The 15,702-nt window shown below is 36.3% G+C and carries 20 protein-coding genes; 8 read left to right on the top strand and 12 right to left on the bottom strand.

Going from position 1 to position 15,702, the window contains the following annotated elements; translation table 11 throughout:
* Positions 1-47 precede the first annotated feature (47 nt).
* Entirely contained in the window at positions 48-236 is a 189-nt protein-coding gene (locus ACUXEY_RS18345) for a hypothetical protein (protein ID WP_001250164.1), read from the bottom strand.
* 206 nt (positions 237-442) lie between these two features.
* On the opposite strand from ACUXEY_RS18345, the gene ACUXEY_RS18340 reads away from it, so the two are divergent.
* Entirely contained in the window at positions 443-1,069 is a 627-nt protein-coding gene (locus ACUXEY_RS18340; protein WP_166701966.1) for a YktB family protein, read from the top strand.
* Positions 1,070-1,150: 81 nt separating this feature from the next.
* On the opposite strand, the gene ACUXEY_RS18335 is transcribed toward ACUXEY_RS18340, so the two are convergent.
* Positions 1,151-1,420, bottom strand: a complete 270-nt coding sequence (locus tag ACUXEY_RS18335; protein ID WP_166701965.1) for a UPF0223 family protein — start codon at positions 1,418-1,420, stop codon at positions 1,151-1,153.
* Between the two features lie 367 nt (positions 1,421-1,787).
* Between ACUXEY_RS18335 and speA the strand changes: the two genes are divergently transcribed.
* Together speA and ACUXEY_RS18325 are read left to right on the top strand one after the other, a co-directional pair.
* Positions 1,788-3,260, top strand: a complete 1,473-nt coding sequence (gene speA, locus ACUXEY_RS18330; protein ID WP_166701964.1) for an arginine decarboxylase — start codon at positions 1,788-1,790, stop codon at positions 3,258-3,260.
* A 75-nt stretch (positions 3,261-3,335) separates the two neighbouring features.
* On the top strand, positions 3,336-4,166 hold the full coding sequence (locus ACUXEY_RS18325) for a protein-glutamine gamma-glutamyltransferase (protein WP_151632785.1): 831 nt from the start codon (positions 3,336-3,338) through the stop codon (positions 4,164-4,166).
* A 35-nt stretch (positions 4,167-4,201) separates the two neighbouring features.
* Here ACUXEY_RS18325 and ACUXEY_RS18320 read toward each other — a convergent pair whose 3' ends face one another.
* The 4 genes from ACUXEY_RS18320 to ACUXEY_RS18305 form a co-directional block, all read right to left on the bottom strand.
* Entirely contained in the window at positions 4,202-4,330 is a 129-nt protein-coding gene (locus tag ACUXEY_RS18320) for a GapA-binding peptide SR1P (RefSeq protein ID WP_048530698.1), read from the bottom strand.
* Between the two features lie 44 nt (positions 4,331-4,374).
* Positions 4,375-4,503: a GapA-binding peptide SR1P gene (locus ACUXEY_RS18315; RefSeq protein ID WP_000536800.1), complete on the bottom strand. Its 129-nt coding sequence runs from the start codon at positions 4,501-4,503 to the stop codon at positions 4,375-4,377.
* A gap of 59 nt (positions 4,504-4,562) precedes the next feature.
* On the bottom strand, positions 4,563-4,691 hold the full coding sequence (locus ACUXEY_RS18310) for a GapA-binding peptide SR1P (protein WP_000536778.1): 129 nt from the start codon (positions 4,689-4,691) through the stop codon (positions 4,563-4,565).
* Positions 4,692-4,885: 194 nt separating this feature from the next.
* Positions 4,886-5,182 carry a DUF3055 domain-containing protein gene (locus tag ACUXEY_RS18305; RefSeq protein ID WP_166701962.1) on the bottom strand — a complete coding sequence of 99 codons (297 nt, stop codon included), beginning with the start codon at positions 5,180-5,182 and terminating at the stop codon, positions 4,886-4,888.
* A gap of 128 nt (positions 5,183-5,310) precedes the next feature.
* On the opposite strand from ACUXEY_RS18305, the gene ACUXEY_RS18300 reads away from it, so the two are divergent.
* Complete coding sequence (locus tag ACUXEY_RS18300; protein WP_166701961.1) at positions 5,311-5,703, top strand: DUF1885 family protein; 393 nt, start codon at positions 5,311-5,313, stop codon at positions 5,701-5,703.
* A 1-nt stretch (position 5,704) separates the two neighbouring features.
* Here ACUXEY_RS18300 and ACUXEY_RS18295 read toward each other — a convergent pair whose 3' ends face one another.
* From ACUXEY_RS18295 to pdhA, 5 genes are all read right to left on the bottom strand, one after another.
* Entirely contained in the window at positions 5,705-5,932 is a 228-nt protein-coding gene (locus ACUXEY_RS18295; protein ID WP_048530702.1) for a hypothetical protein, read from the bottom strand.
* A gap of 235 nt (positions 5,933-6,167) precedes the next feature.
* The gene (gene lpdA, locus ACUXEY_RS18290) at positions 6,168-7,580 is read right to left on the bottom strand and encodes a dihydrolipoyl dehydrogenase (protein WP_061678278.1); all 1,413 of its coding nucleotides are present in this window, start codon (positions 7,578-7,580) and stop codon (positions 6,168-6,170) included.
* A gap of 5 nt (positions 7,581-7,585) precedes the next feature.
* Positions 7,586-8,875 carry a pyruvate dehydrogenase complex dihydrolipoyllysine-residue acetyltransferase gene (gene pdhC, locus ACUXEY_RS18285; RefSeq protein ID WP_087958536.1) on the bottom strand — a complete coding sequence of 430 codons (1,290 nt, stop codon included), beginning with the start codon at positions 8,873-8,875 and terminating at the stop codon, positions 7,586-7,588.
* A 93-nt stretch (positions 8,876-8,968) separates the two neighbouring features.
* Positions 8,969-9,946, bottom strand: coding sequence for a pyruvate dehydrogenase complex E1 component subunit beta (gene pdhB, locus ACUXEY_RS18280; protein ID WP_000068166.1), 978 nt, complete (start codon positions 9,944-9,946; stop codon positions 8,969-8,971).
* Positions 9,947-9,949: 3 nt separating this feature from the next.
* The gene (gene pdhA, locus ACUXEY_RS18275) at positions 9,950-11,065 is read right to left on the bottom strand and encodes a pyruvate dehydrogenase E1 component subunit alpha (protein WP_000536893.1); all 1,116 of its coding nucleotides are present in this window, start codon (positions 11,063-11,065) and stop codon (positions 9,950-9,952) included.
* A 513-nt stretch (positions 11,066-11,578) separates the two neighbouring features.
* Here pdhA and ACUXEY_RS18270 point away from each other — a divergent pair.
* The gene (locus tag ACUXEY_RS18270; protein ID WP_048530707.1) at positions 11,579-11,725 is read left to right on the top strand and encodes a YjcZ family sporulation protein; all 147 of its coding nucleotides are present in this window, start codon (positions 11,579-11,581) and stop codon (positions 11,723-11,725) included.
* Between the two features lie 150 nt (positions 11,726-11,875).
* Entirely contained in the window at positions 11,876-12,430 is a 555-nt protein-coding gene (gene def, locus ACUXEY_RS18265) for a peptide deformylase (RefSeq protein ID WP_461301277.1), read from the top strand.
* A gap of 60 nt (positions 12,431-12,490) precedes the next feature.
* On the opposite strand, the gene ACUXEY_RS18260 is transcribed toward def, so the two are convergent.
* Positions 12,491-13,264, bottom strand: coding sequence for a Cof-type HAD-IIB family hydrolase (locus ACUXEY_RS18260; RefSeq protein WP_461301276.1), 774 nt, complete (start codon positions 13,262-13,264; stop codon positions 12,491-12,493).
* A gap of 547 nt (positions 13,265-13,811) precedes the next feature.
* On the opposite strand from ACUXEY_RS18260, the gene ACUXEY_RS18255 reads away from it, so the two are divergent.
* Both ACUXEY_RS18255 and rnjA read left to right on the top strand, forming a co-directional pair.
* On the top strand, positions 13,812-14,024 hold the full coding sequence (locus tag ACUXEY_RS18255) for a DNA-dependent RNA polymerase subunit epsilon (protein WP_048530714.1): 213 nt from the start codon (positions 13,812-13,814) through the stop codon (positions 14,022-14,024).
* Between the two features lie 4 nt (positions 14,025-14,028).
* Positions 14,029-15,696 (top strand): ribonuclease J1, encoded by a 1,668-nt coding sequence (gene rnjA / locus ACUXEY_RS18250; protein ID WP_000670370.1) that lies wholly within the window; start codon positions 14,029-14,031, stop codon positions 15,694-15,696.
* Positions 15,697-15,702: the final 6 nt, after the last annotated feature.

Here is a 15,702-nt window from a genome sequence, read left to right as displayed (position 1 = left end):
CCCTTTATAAGGTTCGCACCAACTAATTTTTTATACATATACTATTATTACGCTTCTAAACGAATCATTTCAAGTCTTAACACTTCTAACTTTTGTACACACTCTTCTTTTTTCTGTTTATCATCTTCCATCATCGCATCATATAAAGTTGCTAATTCATAATCTAGCTCCAAACGTAGCACCGGAATTCTCTTTTCAGCATCTGTTCTCTTTAACGCATTAATCACCTGTCTCATATTATTTGCCTCCTCCCAATATTCGTCTGCCCTCGGACTAGAATTGATTAAATTTTCTGATTTTTTGTTTTATACTATACTATGTTGGATAAATCATCTATGCAACAAAATTATATTTTTTTATTTAAATTTTTTTGTGCTGTTTTTTTTATGAATAGTACAAGCTATGCTAAAATAAAAGCAAAATAGGAGTTGGAGGAACAATCATGACACTACAAACATTCAAATCAACTGATTTTGAGGTCTTTACAGTTGATGGTCTCGAAGAACGAATGAGTGCAATTAAAACGAACATTCATCCTAAGCTAGAAGCTTTAGGGGAACAGTTTGCAGCATATTTATCAAAACAAACTGATGAGAACTTTTTTTATCATGTCGCAAAACATGCACGTCGTAAAGTCAATCCACCAAACGATACTTGGGTTGCTTTTTCAACAAATAAACGAGGATATAAAATGCTGCCACATTTCCAAATTGGATTATGGGGTACTCATGCCTTCATATACTTTGGTTTAATCTATGAGTGTCCACAAAAAGTGGAGACGGCTCACGCCTTCTTAGAACATTTAAATGATTTAAAAACAAATATTCCAAATGACTTCGTTTGGTCCATTGACCATACTAAACCAAGTGTAAAATCACATAAAACACTTGGAACAGAAGACTTACAAAAGATGATTGAACGTCTAGCTACTGTGAAAAAAGCAGAATTATTAGTTGGTATCCATATATCACCAGAGGAGTTTTCAGCAATGACCAACGAACAATTCCTTGCTAAGATTGAATCTACGATGCAATCACTCCTTCCTTTATATGCGCTTTGTAATCGATAGTAGAAAACGGACAATTAATATTGTCCGTTTTTAGTTGTTATCACATTATATCACTTCAGTTTTTATTTTTCAAAATATTTTTTATATTTTCACAAGCTTTTGTTCTTCAGTTTCTTTCGCCCTTTGAATCGCACGGTATATAGAATACCCACTTACTTCTTGAAATTCCTTATCAATTTTCTTTTCTTCTGCTTTCGATGGAACAATCTCCTTAAAACGACGATATAATCCCATTAATTCTTCCCTTGTAATTCCTTTTTCATATGCTTTCTCAATCGCTTCATAAAACTTCACAATTGCAACCATTTCCTCATTTGACCAATCATAATCTAACGGATATTGATATTCCATTTTGCACCTCATTCATCATTTCTTCTTATTTTCAATATGCTATCTTAAAGGGATTTTTTATTCTTCACTATAGCCACTTTGCATTATACACTATTTATTCTTTATGATGGAATTCTCTTCCTCTGTACGTAAGTTCGGAATAACTATTTAACTTATCCACTGTCAAAATATTTTTTTCTATACATCTATAATTATTGGTGATATAATGCTTTTGTTTTATAAAAAATAAAGTGAACCTACCATCTCAAAAACACTTTTGTGAATGGCAGAAAAACAAGTCTCATACTAACAAGGTCTTAACTTTTTTAGTACAGGATTATATAAAACAAATTATACTAAATATTAAGAAGAAGAAGGGGTGTATAGATTGTCCCAATACGAAACACCATTGTTTACCGCTTTAGTTGAGCACAGTAAGCGAAATCCAATTCAATTCCATATTCCTGGTCATAAAAAAGGACAAGGCATGGATCCTACATTTCGCGAATTTATTGGGCATAATGCATTAGCAATTGATTTAATTAATATTGCGCCGCTCGATGATTTACATCATCCAAAAGGTATGATTAAAGAAGCACAAGATTTAGCAGCCGCTGCATTCGGTGCAGACCATACTTTTTTTTCCATTCAAGGTACAAGCGGCGCTATTATGACAATGGTGATGAGCGTTTGCGGTCCTGGTGACAAAATTCTAGTACCACGAAACGTGCATAAATCAGTAATGTCAGCTATTATCTTCTCAGGTGCAAAACCGATTTTTATGCATCCTGAGATCGATCCAAAACTCGGTATTTCACATGGAATTACAATTCAATCTGTCAAAAAGGCGCTTGAAGAGCACTCAGATGCGAAAGGCTTACTTGTTATTAACCCAACATACTTTGGCTTTGCTGCGGATTTAGAACAGATTGTACAATTAGCACATTCTTATGATATCCCTGTACTCGTTGATGAAGCTCATGGTGTTCATATTCATTTTCACGATGAATTGCCGATGTCAGCGATGCAAGCCGGAGCTGATATGGCAGCAACAAGTGTTCACAAATTAGGAGGATCTTTAACGCAAAGTTCTATTCTTAATGTGAAAGAAGGCCTTGTGAACGTAAAACATGTTCAATCTATTATTAGCATGCTTACGACTACATCAACTTCTTACATCTTATTAGCATCTCTTGATGTTGCTAGAAAACGTCTTGCTACAGAAGGAACTGCACTCATAGAACAAACAATACAATTAGCAACACAAGTTCGTGATGCTATAAATGATATTGAGCATCTTTACTGTCCTGGGAAAGAAATGCTAGGTACGGATGCTACTTTTAACTATGATCCTACAAAGATAATTGTATCTGTAAAAGATTTAGGTATTACAGGCCATCAGGCTGAAGTATGGCTGAGAGAGCAATATAATATCGAAGTAGAACTCTCAGATTTATACAACATACTATGTCTTGTCACTTTCGGGGATACAGAAAGTGAGACGAATACACTTATTGCAGCATTACAAGATTTAGCAGCAACATTTAGAAATAAAGCTGATAAAGGTGTTCAAATACAAGTAGAAATTCCAGAAATACCAGTGCTAGCACTTTCTCCTCGGGACGCTTTTTATTCGGAAACAGAAGTCATTCCATTTGAAAATGCAGCCGGTCGTATTATAGCTGATTTCGTTATGGTTTATCCGCCAGGGATTCCAATCTTTACTCCGGGGGAAATTATTACACAAGATAACTTAGAGTATATTCGTAAAAACTTAGAAGCAGGTTTACCTGTACAAGGTCCTGAAGATATGACATTACAAACATTACGTGTGATTAAAGAGTACAAGCCTATCAGTTGATAGGCTTTTCTTTCACCCTTTTTTCCTTTTCTCATACGATATTATGTAATGTAACGTATAGGTGGGGATACTATTATGATTGTAATAGGCCGTTCTATTGTACATCCTTATATCACAAATGAATATGAGCCATTTGCAGCTGAGAAACAACAAATTTTATCTATAATGGCAGGAAATCAAGAAATCTATTCCTTCCGAACATCTGATGAACTCAGCTTTGATTTAAACTTGCGCGTTAATATTATTACTTCTGCATTAGAACTTTTTCAAAGTGGATTTCAGTTTCGCACATTTCAACAATCCTTTTGCAACCCTCAGTATTGGAAAAGAACGTCACTTGGAGGATTCGAGCTCCTTCCAAACATACCCCCTTCCATTGCCATACAAGATATTTTCAAAAACGGAAAACTATATGGAACTGAATGTGCCACCGCGATGATTATTATTTTTTACAAAGCTTTACTATCATTATATGAAGAAGAAACTTTCAACCGCCTCTTTGCAAACCTTTTACTTTATACGTGGGACTACGATCAAGATTTAAAGCTCATAACAAAAACGGGTGGCGATCTTGTACCAGGTGATCTCGTTTATTTTAAAAATCCACAAGTGAATCCAGCTACAATTGAGTGGCAAGGAGAAAATACAATCTACCTAGGAAATTTCTTTTTTTACGGACATGGCGTAGGTGTAAAAACAAAAGAGGAAATTATATACTCGTTAAATGAACGACGAGTCCCTTACGCTTTTATTTCAGCTTTTTTGACCGATACTATTACCCGTATTGATAGCCGTCTCATGAGCCACTACGCTTCTCCTAAAACTCCACAGACATCCATAGGGTTTATTCCAATTAGAGATGATGCAATCGTTGCAACAGTTGGCAATACAACTACAATTTATTAAAAAAAGCGCCTACATATGTAGGCGCTTTTTCTTATTTAAGCTTTTGCATGTTCTTTATGGTCACACTCGCAATGAGATCCACATTTTCCGTAAAGTACTGTTGATTTTTCATCTTCAAAATGTCCGATTGTTCCTTCACATACTTGGCATACGATTGTTCCCATTTTTATTTCCCCCTGAGTTTTAATAATAATTTTCTTATTTATAATTAAGCTTTCGCCTTATCTTTATTAGCACAATCACAATTTGTACCGCATTTCCCGTAAAGCACTGTCGTTTTTTCATCTTCAAAATGTCCGATTGTTCCTTCACATACTTGGCATACGATTGTTCCCATTTTTCATTTCCCCCTAAGTTTATGGTCCTAAAAACTTTTAGCTGTCCATTTCCTATCAATTATTGGGCTTTTGTATGCTCTGTGTGATCACATCCGCAAGATCCACATTTCCCGTAAAGTACCGTTACTTTTTCATCCTCGAAGTGTGCAATTGTACCTTCACAATCTTGACATACGATCGTTCCCATTTTTCATTTCCCCCTAAGTTTATAATCCCAAAAACTTTTGTAACCGCTTAACTTTCTGTCTTTATTTTAATATGTTATACTTTTTACGTCAATAGGTTTTTAGTATAACACATTAAATATTTTAAATTTAAATTAGTATGCGTTATTCAAACGAAAAAACAGCCATATTTATAAGTACGACTGTTTCACATTAATTATTCTTCATATTCGGCATGTAAAGAAGTAGATGGGACTAAAAATTTGAAGAACTGAGCTAACTCTGCCGCTTCTTTTTCTGATCCCAATTTGAAAATTTCCTGTATATGTTGAACATTCTCTACATCATCTCGTCCAAGCAAAGTAGACCTTCCTGTTTGCATGCAAACAATGAGTGGCTTTCCAAAAAACATATTTGTATAAATAACACCAAAATCATAACGAGTATCATGTGTCATAAACCCTAAAAATCGTACCTTCACACTTTCATGCTCATCATACAATTTTTCAAACATCGATTTCCACCTTTCTCCATCACCTTTTATTTAGTATATTAAACAAAAAAAGTAATACTCCTTTTAATTGTCAAAAAATTCAGTAGGAGGTAGAATAATAGTATTCTACTAAGTTAGGGGGAACTTATATGCAACATGCCTTTATTACGCTTGTACCTAAATCCAATCAACAATCTGTTTCAATAGATGATATAAAACAACTTTTTCATTACTATCAAACAGTTACTTCCAAAACTGGTGTTCAAATTAATTACGCTTATACAAATACCGCTTTTCCTTATGAAATTTTAGATACATCAGCAACAACATTAAAACTACAATCTACTCACGATCGATATGACTCCATTTATGTTGGTATCGGTATAGAAAAGGAACAATCTTTTATTCAGATTTCTTTACCACCTAATGCAACATTTGGTGATAAAGGAAAAGCAAATGAATTTTGCCGTTTTCTAGCGAAGAAATTAGAAGGAGAGTTACAATTATTTAATGGAAGAACAATGTATTTCTATAAACGTTAATTTAAAAAATGGAAAATATGATTAAGAATAGTATGCAATTTGAACACGTAAGGAATAATGCCTGCTTTCTAATTTGCAATACAAAATATGCGATCACATATGCTAAATAAAGAAACACAAAAAATAGAATTACTTTATAATGCAACTTATCACCATTTGACAATGATAGTACAACGGAAAAACCACTCCATAATAAAAAATGATAAAATATAACATGTAATCTTCTCATGGAACCTTCTCCTTTGACATGCTCTATTTTATTAATATATGGGATTATGTTTGAATCAATTACATATTATACGAAAGCATATGTGGCTTTTGAATTAATATATGTTCTAATCATTCAATTAAAGTATTATATATTCATTCGACAACTACATATAAAGACCTTGCAAGCCATTTTTATTAAAATAAAAAATAGCCCATCTCTTTAAATAAGAGATGGGCTATTTTCATTACTTAAATTATTTTACAATGTGAATTGGCATTCCAAGAGCAACTTCAGCTGCTTCCATTGTGATTTCACCTAATGTTGGGTGAGCATGGATTGTTTGAGCGATATCTTCTGCAGTCATTCCTGCTTCGATAGCTAAACCAATCTCAGAAATAATATCAGAAGCGCCTGCACCTGCAACTTGAGCACCTACAAGAAGACCATCTTCTTTACGTGTTACAAGTTGTAGGAAACCGTCAGTGCTGTTTAATGATAACGCACGACCGTTTGCAGCGAATGGGAACTTAGATACAGCTACTGTCATTCCTGCTTCTTCAGCTTGTTTCTTAGTGTAACCAACAGATGCTAATTCTGGATCAGTGAAGCATACTGCAGGAATTCCGATGTAATCGATTGCTGATGCATGGCCACTAATTGCTTCAACAGCTACTTTACCTTCGTAAGAAGCTTTGTGAGCTAATGGTGGTCCAGGAACGATATCACCGATTGCATAGATGTTTGGTACGTTTGTACGACATTGCTCATCGATTTCGATGATGCCGCGGTCAGTCATTTTAACTCCAACTTGCTCAAGACCGATTTCTTGAGTGTTTGGACGACGACCTACAGTTACTAATACGTAATCTGCTTCTACAGTTTGGATTTCACCTTTAACTTCGAAGCTAACTTTTACGCCAGTTTCTGTTTCTTCAACGCCTTTAGCCATAGCTTTTGTATGGATATTTACGTTACCTTTCTTTTGAAGAGCACGTTTAACAACAGAGCTCATAGCTTTTTCGAAACCAGCTAAGATTTCGTCGCCAGCTTCTACTACAGTAACTTCTGTACCGAAGTTAGCATATGCAGTACCTAATTCCATACCGATGTAACCGCCGCCGATTACAACAAGTTTTTTAGGAATTTCAGGTAAGCTTAAAGCGCCTGTAGAGTTGATAACACGTTTAGAGTATTTGAATCCAGGAATTTCGATTGGTGTAGAACCAGTTGCAAGAACAGCATTTTTAAACGTGTAAGTTTGAGCTGCATCTTCAGTCATTACGCGTAATGTGTTAGCATCTACGAAGTAAGCTTCACCGCGAATGATTTCAACTTTATTACCTTTAAGAAGGCCTTCAACACCGCCAGTTAATTTCTTAACTACGCCGTTTTTCCATTCTTGAACTTTTGTAAAGTCAACTTTTACGTTCTCTGCAGTGATACCCATGTCATCAGAATGCATTGCATTCTCATAACGATGACCTGCATTGATTAACGCTTTTGAAGGAATACATCCAACGTTTAAGCATACGCCACCAAGGTTAGCTTTTTCAATAATTGCTACCTTTTGACCTAATTGTGCTGCACGAATTGCCGCAACGTATCCACCAGGACCTGCACCAACAACGACTGTATCTAATTCAATTGGGAAATCTCCTACTACCATTGTTATTACGCCTCCATTACTAATAATTGTGGGTCATTCAATAGACGTTTAATTTGGTTTAATGCTTTTTGAGCAGTTGCGCCGTCAATTAAACGATGGTCAAAGCTTAGAGATAATGCTAATACTGGAGCTGCAACGATCTCACCGTTTTTCACAACTGGCTTCTCAGCGATACGGCCGATACCAAGAATTGCTACTTCTGGGTGGTTGATAACTGGAGTGAACCATTGTCCACCTGCAGAACCAATGTTTGTAATTGTGCAAGAAGCACCTTTCATTTCAGCCGGAGCTAAACGACCTTCACGTGCTTTACCAGCAAGATCATTGATCTCGTTAGAAATAGTGAAGATTGATTTACGATCTGTATCTTTAACAACTGGTACTAATAGACCTTTGTCTGTATCAGCTGCGATACCGATGTTGAAGTAATGTTTATGAACGATTTCTTGAGAAGCATCGTCTAAAGCAGTATTCAACATTGGGAATTCACGTAATGCAGATGTTAAAGCTTTAACAACGTATGGAAGGTAAGTTAATTTAATACCTTTGTCAGCTGCAACAGCTTTGAACTTCTTACGGTGAGCAACAAGCTCAGTTACATCAACTTCATCCATTAATGTTACGTGAGGAGCTGTGTGCTTAGAGTTAACCATTGCTTTTGCAATCGCTTTACGGATACCACTCATTTTCTCACGAGTTTCTGGATATTCACCAGCTGGGATTGGTTGTGCTTTTGGTGCTTCTTCTTTCGCTGCTGCTGGAGTAGCTTCTACTGCTGCTGGAGCCTCAGTTGCTGCTACTGCTTGTCCACCATTTGCAAATGCATCGATGTCAGCTTTTACGATACGGCCGTTCTTACCAGAACCAGCTACTTTATGAATGTCTACGCCGTTTTCACGAGCATATTTACGAACAGATGGCATAGCGATTACGCGCTCATTTACCACTTCTGCAGTTGCTGCTGGAGTAGCTTCCGCTGCTGGAGCTTCTACTGCTGCTTCTTCAGCTTTTGGAGCTGCATCATGATCGTCACCTTTAAATTTAAGGTTTTCGTATCCAGGAGCATCAAATTTAATTAATGTATCTCCTACGATTGCAACTGTTCCTTCTTCTACAAGTACTTCAAGTACTTTACCTTTAACTGGAGAAGGGATTTCTACTACTGCTTTATCATTTTGTACTTCAAGAAGTACATCGTCTTCGTTTACTTCATCGCCTGGTTTAATAAACCATTTTACGATTTCACCTTCGTGGATACCTTCACCGATATCTGGTAGTTTAAATTCAAATGCCACGGAATTCAGCCCCCTGATTCATTTCATTATTATAGAATATGTACAAAAGAAACCAGCATGTGCTGATTTCTTTTGCACATGAAAAGCTAAAAATTAGAAGTTCATTACTTTGTTAACAGCTTCAACAATATCTTTATGGTTTGGTAACCATACGCTCTCAGCTTGAGAGAATGGGAATACTGTATCAGCAGCTGCAACACGTACAACTGGAGCTTCTAAGTTTAAGATTGCACGGTCGTTAATTTCCGCTACAACGTTAGCCGCAATACCAGCTTGTTTTTGTGCTTCTTGAACTACAACTACGCGGCCTGTTTTTTCAACAGAAGCGATGATTGTTTCGATATCTAATGGTTGAACTGTACGTAAGTCAACAACCTCTAAAGAGATACCTTCTTTTTCAAGTTCTTCAGCAGCTTTTAATGCAGCGTGAACCATAGCACCGTAAGCGATAACAGATACATCTGTACCTTCACGTTTGATATCAGCTTTACCTAAATCAATTGTGTATTCGCCTTCTGGTACATCTTGACGGAATGAACGGTACAATTTCATATGCTCTAAGTAGATAACTGGATCGTTGTCACGAATCGCAGAGATTAAAAGACCTTTTGCATCGTATGGAGTAGATGGAATAACAACTTTTAGACCAGGTTGTTGAGCCACTAATCCTTCTAAGCTATCAGCATGTAGTTCAGGAGTATGAACACCGCCACCGAATGGAGAACGAACTGTTACTGGAGCAGTCCAACGTCCACCAGAACGGTAACGCATACGAGCTAATTGACCAGAAATTGAATCCATTACTTCATATACGAAACCGAAGAATTGGATTTCTGGAACTGGACGGAATCCTTCTAGTGCAAGTCCAACTGCAAGTCCACCAATACCAGACTCTGCAAGTGGAGTATCCATTACACGATCTTCACCGAATTCAGCTTGTAAACCTTCAGTAGCACGGAATACACCGCCGTTTACACCAACGTCTTCACCAAACACAAGTACGTTAGGGTCATTTTTCATTTCAACGCGTAAAGCATCAGTGATTGCTTGAATCATTGTCATTTGAGCCATGGCTTACTTCGACTCCTTTTCTTTGTAAATTTCATATTGTTCAGCTAAGTTGTAAGGCATTTTTTCGTACATGATTTCCATTAAATCAGTAACTTTTTGTTTTGGAGCTTGGTCAGCCTTAGCAATTGCTTGTTTGATATCTTCTTTTGCTTCTTCGATTACTTTCTCTTCAACTTCTTGAGACCATAGGCCTTTGTTTTCTAAGAATGCACGGAAGCGTACGATTGGATCTTTTTGTTCCCATTCGTTCTCGATATCTTTTGTACGGTAACGAGTTGGGTCATCACCAGCCATTGTATGTGGACCGTAACGGAATGTTAAAGTCTCGATTAAAGTAGGGCCTTCACCGTTTACTGCACGCTCACGAGCGAAAGCAGTTGCTGCGTATACAGCTAATGGATCCATACCGTCTACTTGAATTCCGTAAATACCTGCTGCTACTGCTTTTTGTGCTACAGTTTTAGCTGCAGATTGCTTTTCTACTGGAGTAGAGATTGCATAACGGTTGTTTTGTACAACGAAGATTGCTGGAGCTTTGAATGCACCCGCAAAGTTCATACCTTCGTAGAAGTCACCTTGTGAAGCACCACCGTCACCAGTGTAAGTAATTGCAACAGATTTTTTGCCACGTAATTTCATACCTAACGCAACACCAGCAGTTTGGATGATTTGCGCACCGATGATGATTTGTGGAGCAAGTGCATTTACATTCTCAGGCATTTGGTTACCCATGAAATGTCCACGAGAGAATAAGAATGCTTGGTATAATGGTAAACCGTGCCATACTAATTGTGGCACATCACGATATCCTGGTAAGATGAAATCTTCTGCTTCAAGTGCGAAATGACTTGCTAATTGAGAAGCCTCTTGTCCAGCTGTTGGTGCGTAGAAACCTAAACGTCCTTGACGGTTTAAAGAAATAGAACGTTGATCTAGTACGCGAGTATACACCATACGGCGCATTAATTCTTTTAATTGATCATCAGATAATTCAGGCATAGCTGCTTCATTCACAACTTCGCCTTTTTCATTTAAAATTTGTAATGTCTCAAATTGAGCTGCGATAGCTTTCATTTGCTCATCAACATTAAATAGGGTCTTTTTTGTTTTAGTACCCATTCCGTTCACCTCTTCCTCTCTTGAACCATATTCTGAAACGCTTTCACTATCTATTGGCTAGACTGAAAACGCAACAATGTAAACCAACAAATTTATTTGTCGGTTGAGAATAATTTTGTGTACCTAACAATCTGTACTAATGTTTTTTCAGAAACATATTAATACAATCTTGATCACGTTTTTTAGTTTACAACTATTCTAATTACGATGTCAATTACTTTGAATACGTTTTTTTATAAATAATCTGCAGGTCTCTTCTACACAAACGTGTTTTTATTTTTCACATCTGTATTAGTAAGCATTAACCCGCTGTTATATTATTCCCTTTTTAACTTGTTTTTTCTCTTAGAATAATATGTAAACGATTTAATTCTCTTTAGTTTTTCTCTCTTCTTAACAAAAATATACAAACTCTTCTTCCTTTTATAGGTAATTACCCATACATTTCTACTCTTCCCTCCATACATTATAGTAACCGCAGTATTAGCGGGAAATGATAAAGGAGGTCATCTCATGTACGGATACTCATATTGCTATCCAACTTGTTCAACCCCTTCCTACGGTTATGGCGGTTCTTGTGGCGGGTCTGGACGCGGCTTCGCCTTAATCGTTGTGTTGTTTATTCTTTTAATTATCGTTGGTGCTGCTTGCATTCGCTAATGTAAAACGAAACAACTATGGAAAGAAACAGACGGCTCTGCCGTCTTTTCTTTTTCTTACATACATATTCTATAGTAGAACGCTTTCCCTACTTGTCGATGACTTTTTTCATCTCCTTTGGTAGACTAAAGGGGAAAGGAGAGATTACATATGCTTACAATGAAAGATGTCATTCGCGAAGGAGTTCCTATTTTGCGAAACGTTGCAGAAGAGGTAGTAATACCAGCGAGCGAAGAAGATACAAATACACTTCAAGAAATGATTGAATTTGTAATAAATAGCCAAGATCCTGAAATGGCTGAAAAATATAGTTTACGTCCTGGAATTGGATTAGCGGCTCCGCAAATCGGTATTTCAAAGAAGATGATTGCGGTTCATGTAACTGATACGGACGGTACGTTATATAGTCATGCATTATTCAATCCAAAAATCATTAGTCATTCTGTTGAACGTACATATTTACAAAGTGGTGAAGGCTGTCTATCAGTAGACCGCGAAGTACCTGGTTATGTCCCTCGTTACACAAGGATTACAGTGAAAGCAACATCTATTAACGGTGAAGAAGTAAAATTACGTTTAAAAGGTTTACCAGCAATTGTATTTCAGCATGAAATTGACCATTTAAATGGTGTTATGTTCTATGACCACATTAATAAAGAAAATCCATTTGCTGCTCCTGACAATTCAAAGCCTCTAGAGCGATAATAAAAAAAGGCGGGAGTTAATCTTCCGCCTTTTTTTATATGAAATGGGTTCCATATTCACTTATAGCAATCCAGCCCATTTTAATCCATGGTATATGCCGTCTTCAGTAACATCCTTTGTCACATGATTTGCAAGTTTTTTCAAGTCTTCATGACCATTCCCCATCACAATACCTGTCCCAACCGCTTCGATCATTTCTAAATCATTTAAGCCATCTCCAAATGCATACACTTGTTCACGGTTAAATCCTAATTTTTCAATGAATTTCTCAATCCCTTTTGCCTTCGAACCACCATTTGGAATAATATCCATTGAATACGCATGCCAACGAATAAAATGAAAGTCTGGGTACTGATTAATAAACTTCTCCTCTTCATTCACTTCACAGAAAAGAAGCGTTTGATAAATATTACGTTCCTCATAAAAATCAGGTTCATATGCCGGATGCTCAAAATTCAAGCTTCCAAAACCTTCTTTCACATAATCATGATATTCTACTGACGCCCTCATTTCTTGATGATCAAGATATACAAGTGGATACCCTTCTTGATTTGCAAACTGAGTAAACTTATGTAGAGCAGCTGGATGTAATGGGTTATTAAATACTACTTCGCCTTCAAATACAACGTACTGTCCATTAAAACTAACATAATTATGGATATTAAGTTCCTTACGAATATCTTCAAACATAAATGGCGCACGCCCTGTCGCAATTGCTACATGCACACCTTTTTCTTGTAACTGTCTTACTGCATCTCTTGTAGATTGAGGTATCTTCTTATCATAATCTAATAATGTCCCATCAATATCAAAAAAGACAATTTTATCATTCATTTGTCAAAATCCTTTCTTTTACTCTATATTCCTATTTTGATTATCGCTTTTCAAATTCTAAAAAAAAGTATAACATATTAAACATCTGTGAAGAAAGCGTTCACTTTCTGACCTTATTTATGAAACCTGCATATATATATTAGTAAAAAATGTGGATACTTGTTCGTATGAATTTTCTTTTCTATTCTTTCTCATACTATACCTATAACTAACGGCTACTAATCGTTACTATAGAATAACTTTCCCTGTATGAGAAAAGACAAGATTCAACATTCACTTTTGTCTTCTTTCTTATATCAGAGACGGCGTTTTCACTAGTACTATGCATGTTTTAAATAAGGAAAGGAAGGAGTAATCATGCTGAAGAAGCTGAAGAAAAAGCTCAAGCGTTATTTAAAAGATCTAGTCCGTAAAAAGACAATCGCTTAAATTGTGCCCATTTCGGGCTTTTTCTTCATTCTCATTCGAAAAAACATGAAAATCGTGACTGTTTGCTTTATAATAAGTAACAGATAATGCAAAACATAGACAAGGAGAGGTTTTCCAAATGATTTTTAAAGTATTTTATCAAGACAAAATGACTGAGGTTCCAGTACGTGAAAATACAAAAGTTTTATATTTAGAGGCTACGTCTGAAAAGGATGTTCGTAAGAAATTAAATAAGTTCGCATATAATATCGAGTTCGTTCAGTCTGTTACTGGCAATCATCTTGAATATGAAAAAGAAAACGCTGATTTAACATTAGCGGAAATCGTATAGTCATATGAAATTTCTAAAGAATGATCAAGCAGCCGTTTTTGCTTTAGGTGGACTTGGTGAAATCGGTAAAAATACATATGCTGTTCAATTTCAAGATGAAATTATTATTATTGATGCTGGAATTAAATTTCCAGAAGACGAACTCCTCGGAATCGATTATGTAATACCAGATTACACTTATTTTGTGCGAAACGAAGATAAAATTAAAGGATTATTCATTACACATGGTCACGAAGATCATATCGGTGGAATTCCTTACTTATTACGTCAAGTAAACATCCCGATTTATGGCGGAAAATTAGCAATTGCACTAATCAAAAACAAATTAGAAGAGCACGGATTACTTCGTAAAGCAAAACTTTATGAAATTCAAGAAGATGATGTTATTAAATTTAAAAAGACATCTGTTTCCTTCTTCCGTACAACTCACAGTATTCCAGATTCATACGGAGTTGTTGTGAAAACACCTCAAGGACAAGTTGTTCATACTGGAGATTTCAAATTTGATTTCACACCAGTTGGTGAACCAGCGGACTTAACAAAAATGGCTGAAATCGGAAAAGACGGTGTACTTTGTCTCTTATCTGACAGTACAAACAGTGAAGTTCCAAACTTTACAATGTCTGAGCGCCGTGTTGGTGATAGTATTCAAGATATTTTCCGCAAAGTAGAAGGTCGTATTATCTTTGCAACCTTTGCATCAAATATCCATCGCTTGCAACAAGTTGTTGAAGCGGCTGTTGAAAACAATCGTAAAGTGGCTGTGTTTGGCCGAAGTATGGAAGCAGCGATTGAAATCGGACAAAACCTCGGTTATATTCGCTGCCCGAAGGATACATTCATAGATACAGCTCAACTAAACCGCCTACCAGCTAATAAAGTTGTTATTTTATGTACAGGTAGTCAAGGTGAGCCAATGGCAGCACTTTCACGTATTGCCAATGGTACGCATCGTCAAATTCAAATCATTCCTGGCGACACAGTTGTTTTCTCTTCTTCACCAATCCCTGGTAATACAATTAGTGTAAGCCGTACAATTAACATGTTGTATCGTGCTGGTGCGGATGTAATCCACGGAAAACTGTCAAACATTCATACGAGTGGACATGGCGGCCAAGAAGAACAAAAACTAATGCTTCGCTTAATCAAGCCGAAATATTTCATGCCAATTCATGGTGAATATCGTATGCAACGCATGCATATGAAGTTAGCAAATGATTGTGGTATTCCAGAAGAAAATTGTTTCATCATGGATAATGGAGATGTTCTTGCTCTTCGTTCAGATGAAGCAAGCGTAGCTGGTAAAATCCCATCTGGATCTGTCTATATTGATGGAAATGGTATTGGAGATATCGGTAATATCGTATTACGCGATCGTCGTATTCTTTCTGAAGAAGGACTTGTAATTGTAGTTGTAAGTATTGATATGAAAGAGTTTAAAGTTGCAGCAGGACCTGATATTATCTCACGTGGTTTCGTGTACATGCGCGAAAGTAGTGATTTAATTAATGATGCTCAAACATTAATTACAACTCATTTAGAAAAAGTAATGGAGCGCAAAACAACACAATGGTCTGAAATTAAAAATGAAATTACAGACACATTAGCACCATTCCTATATGAAAAAACGAAACGTCGTCCAATGATTTTACCAATCATTATGGAAATATAAGAAAAA

The sequence above is a fragment of the Bacillus sp. F9_6S_D1_P_5 genome (genome assembly GCF_054823925.1).
The sequence above is the reverse complement of the archived record's forward strand: the minus strand, read 5'-3'. Positions and strand labels throughout refer to the sequence as shown.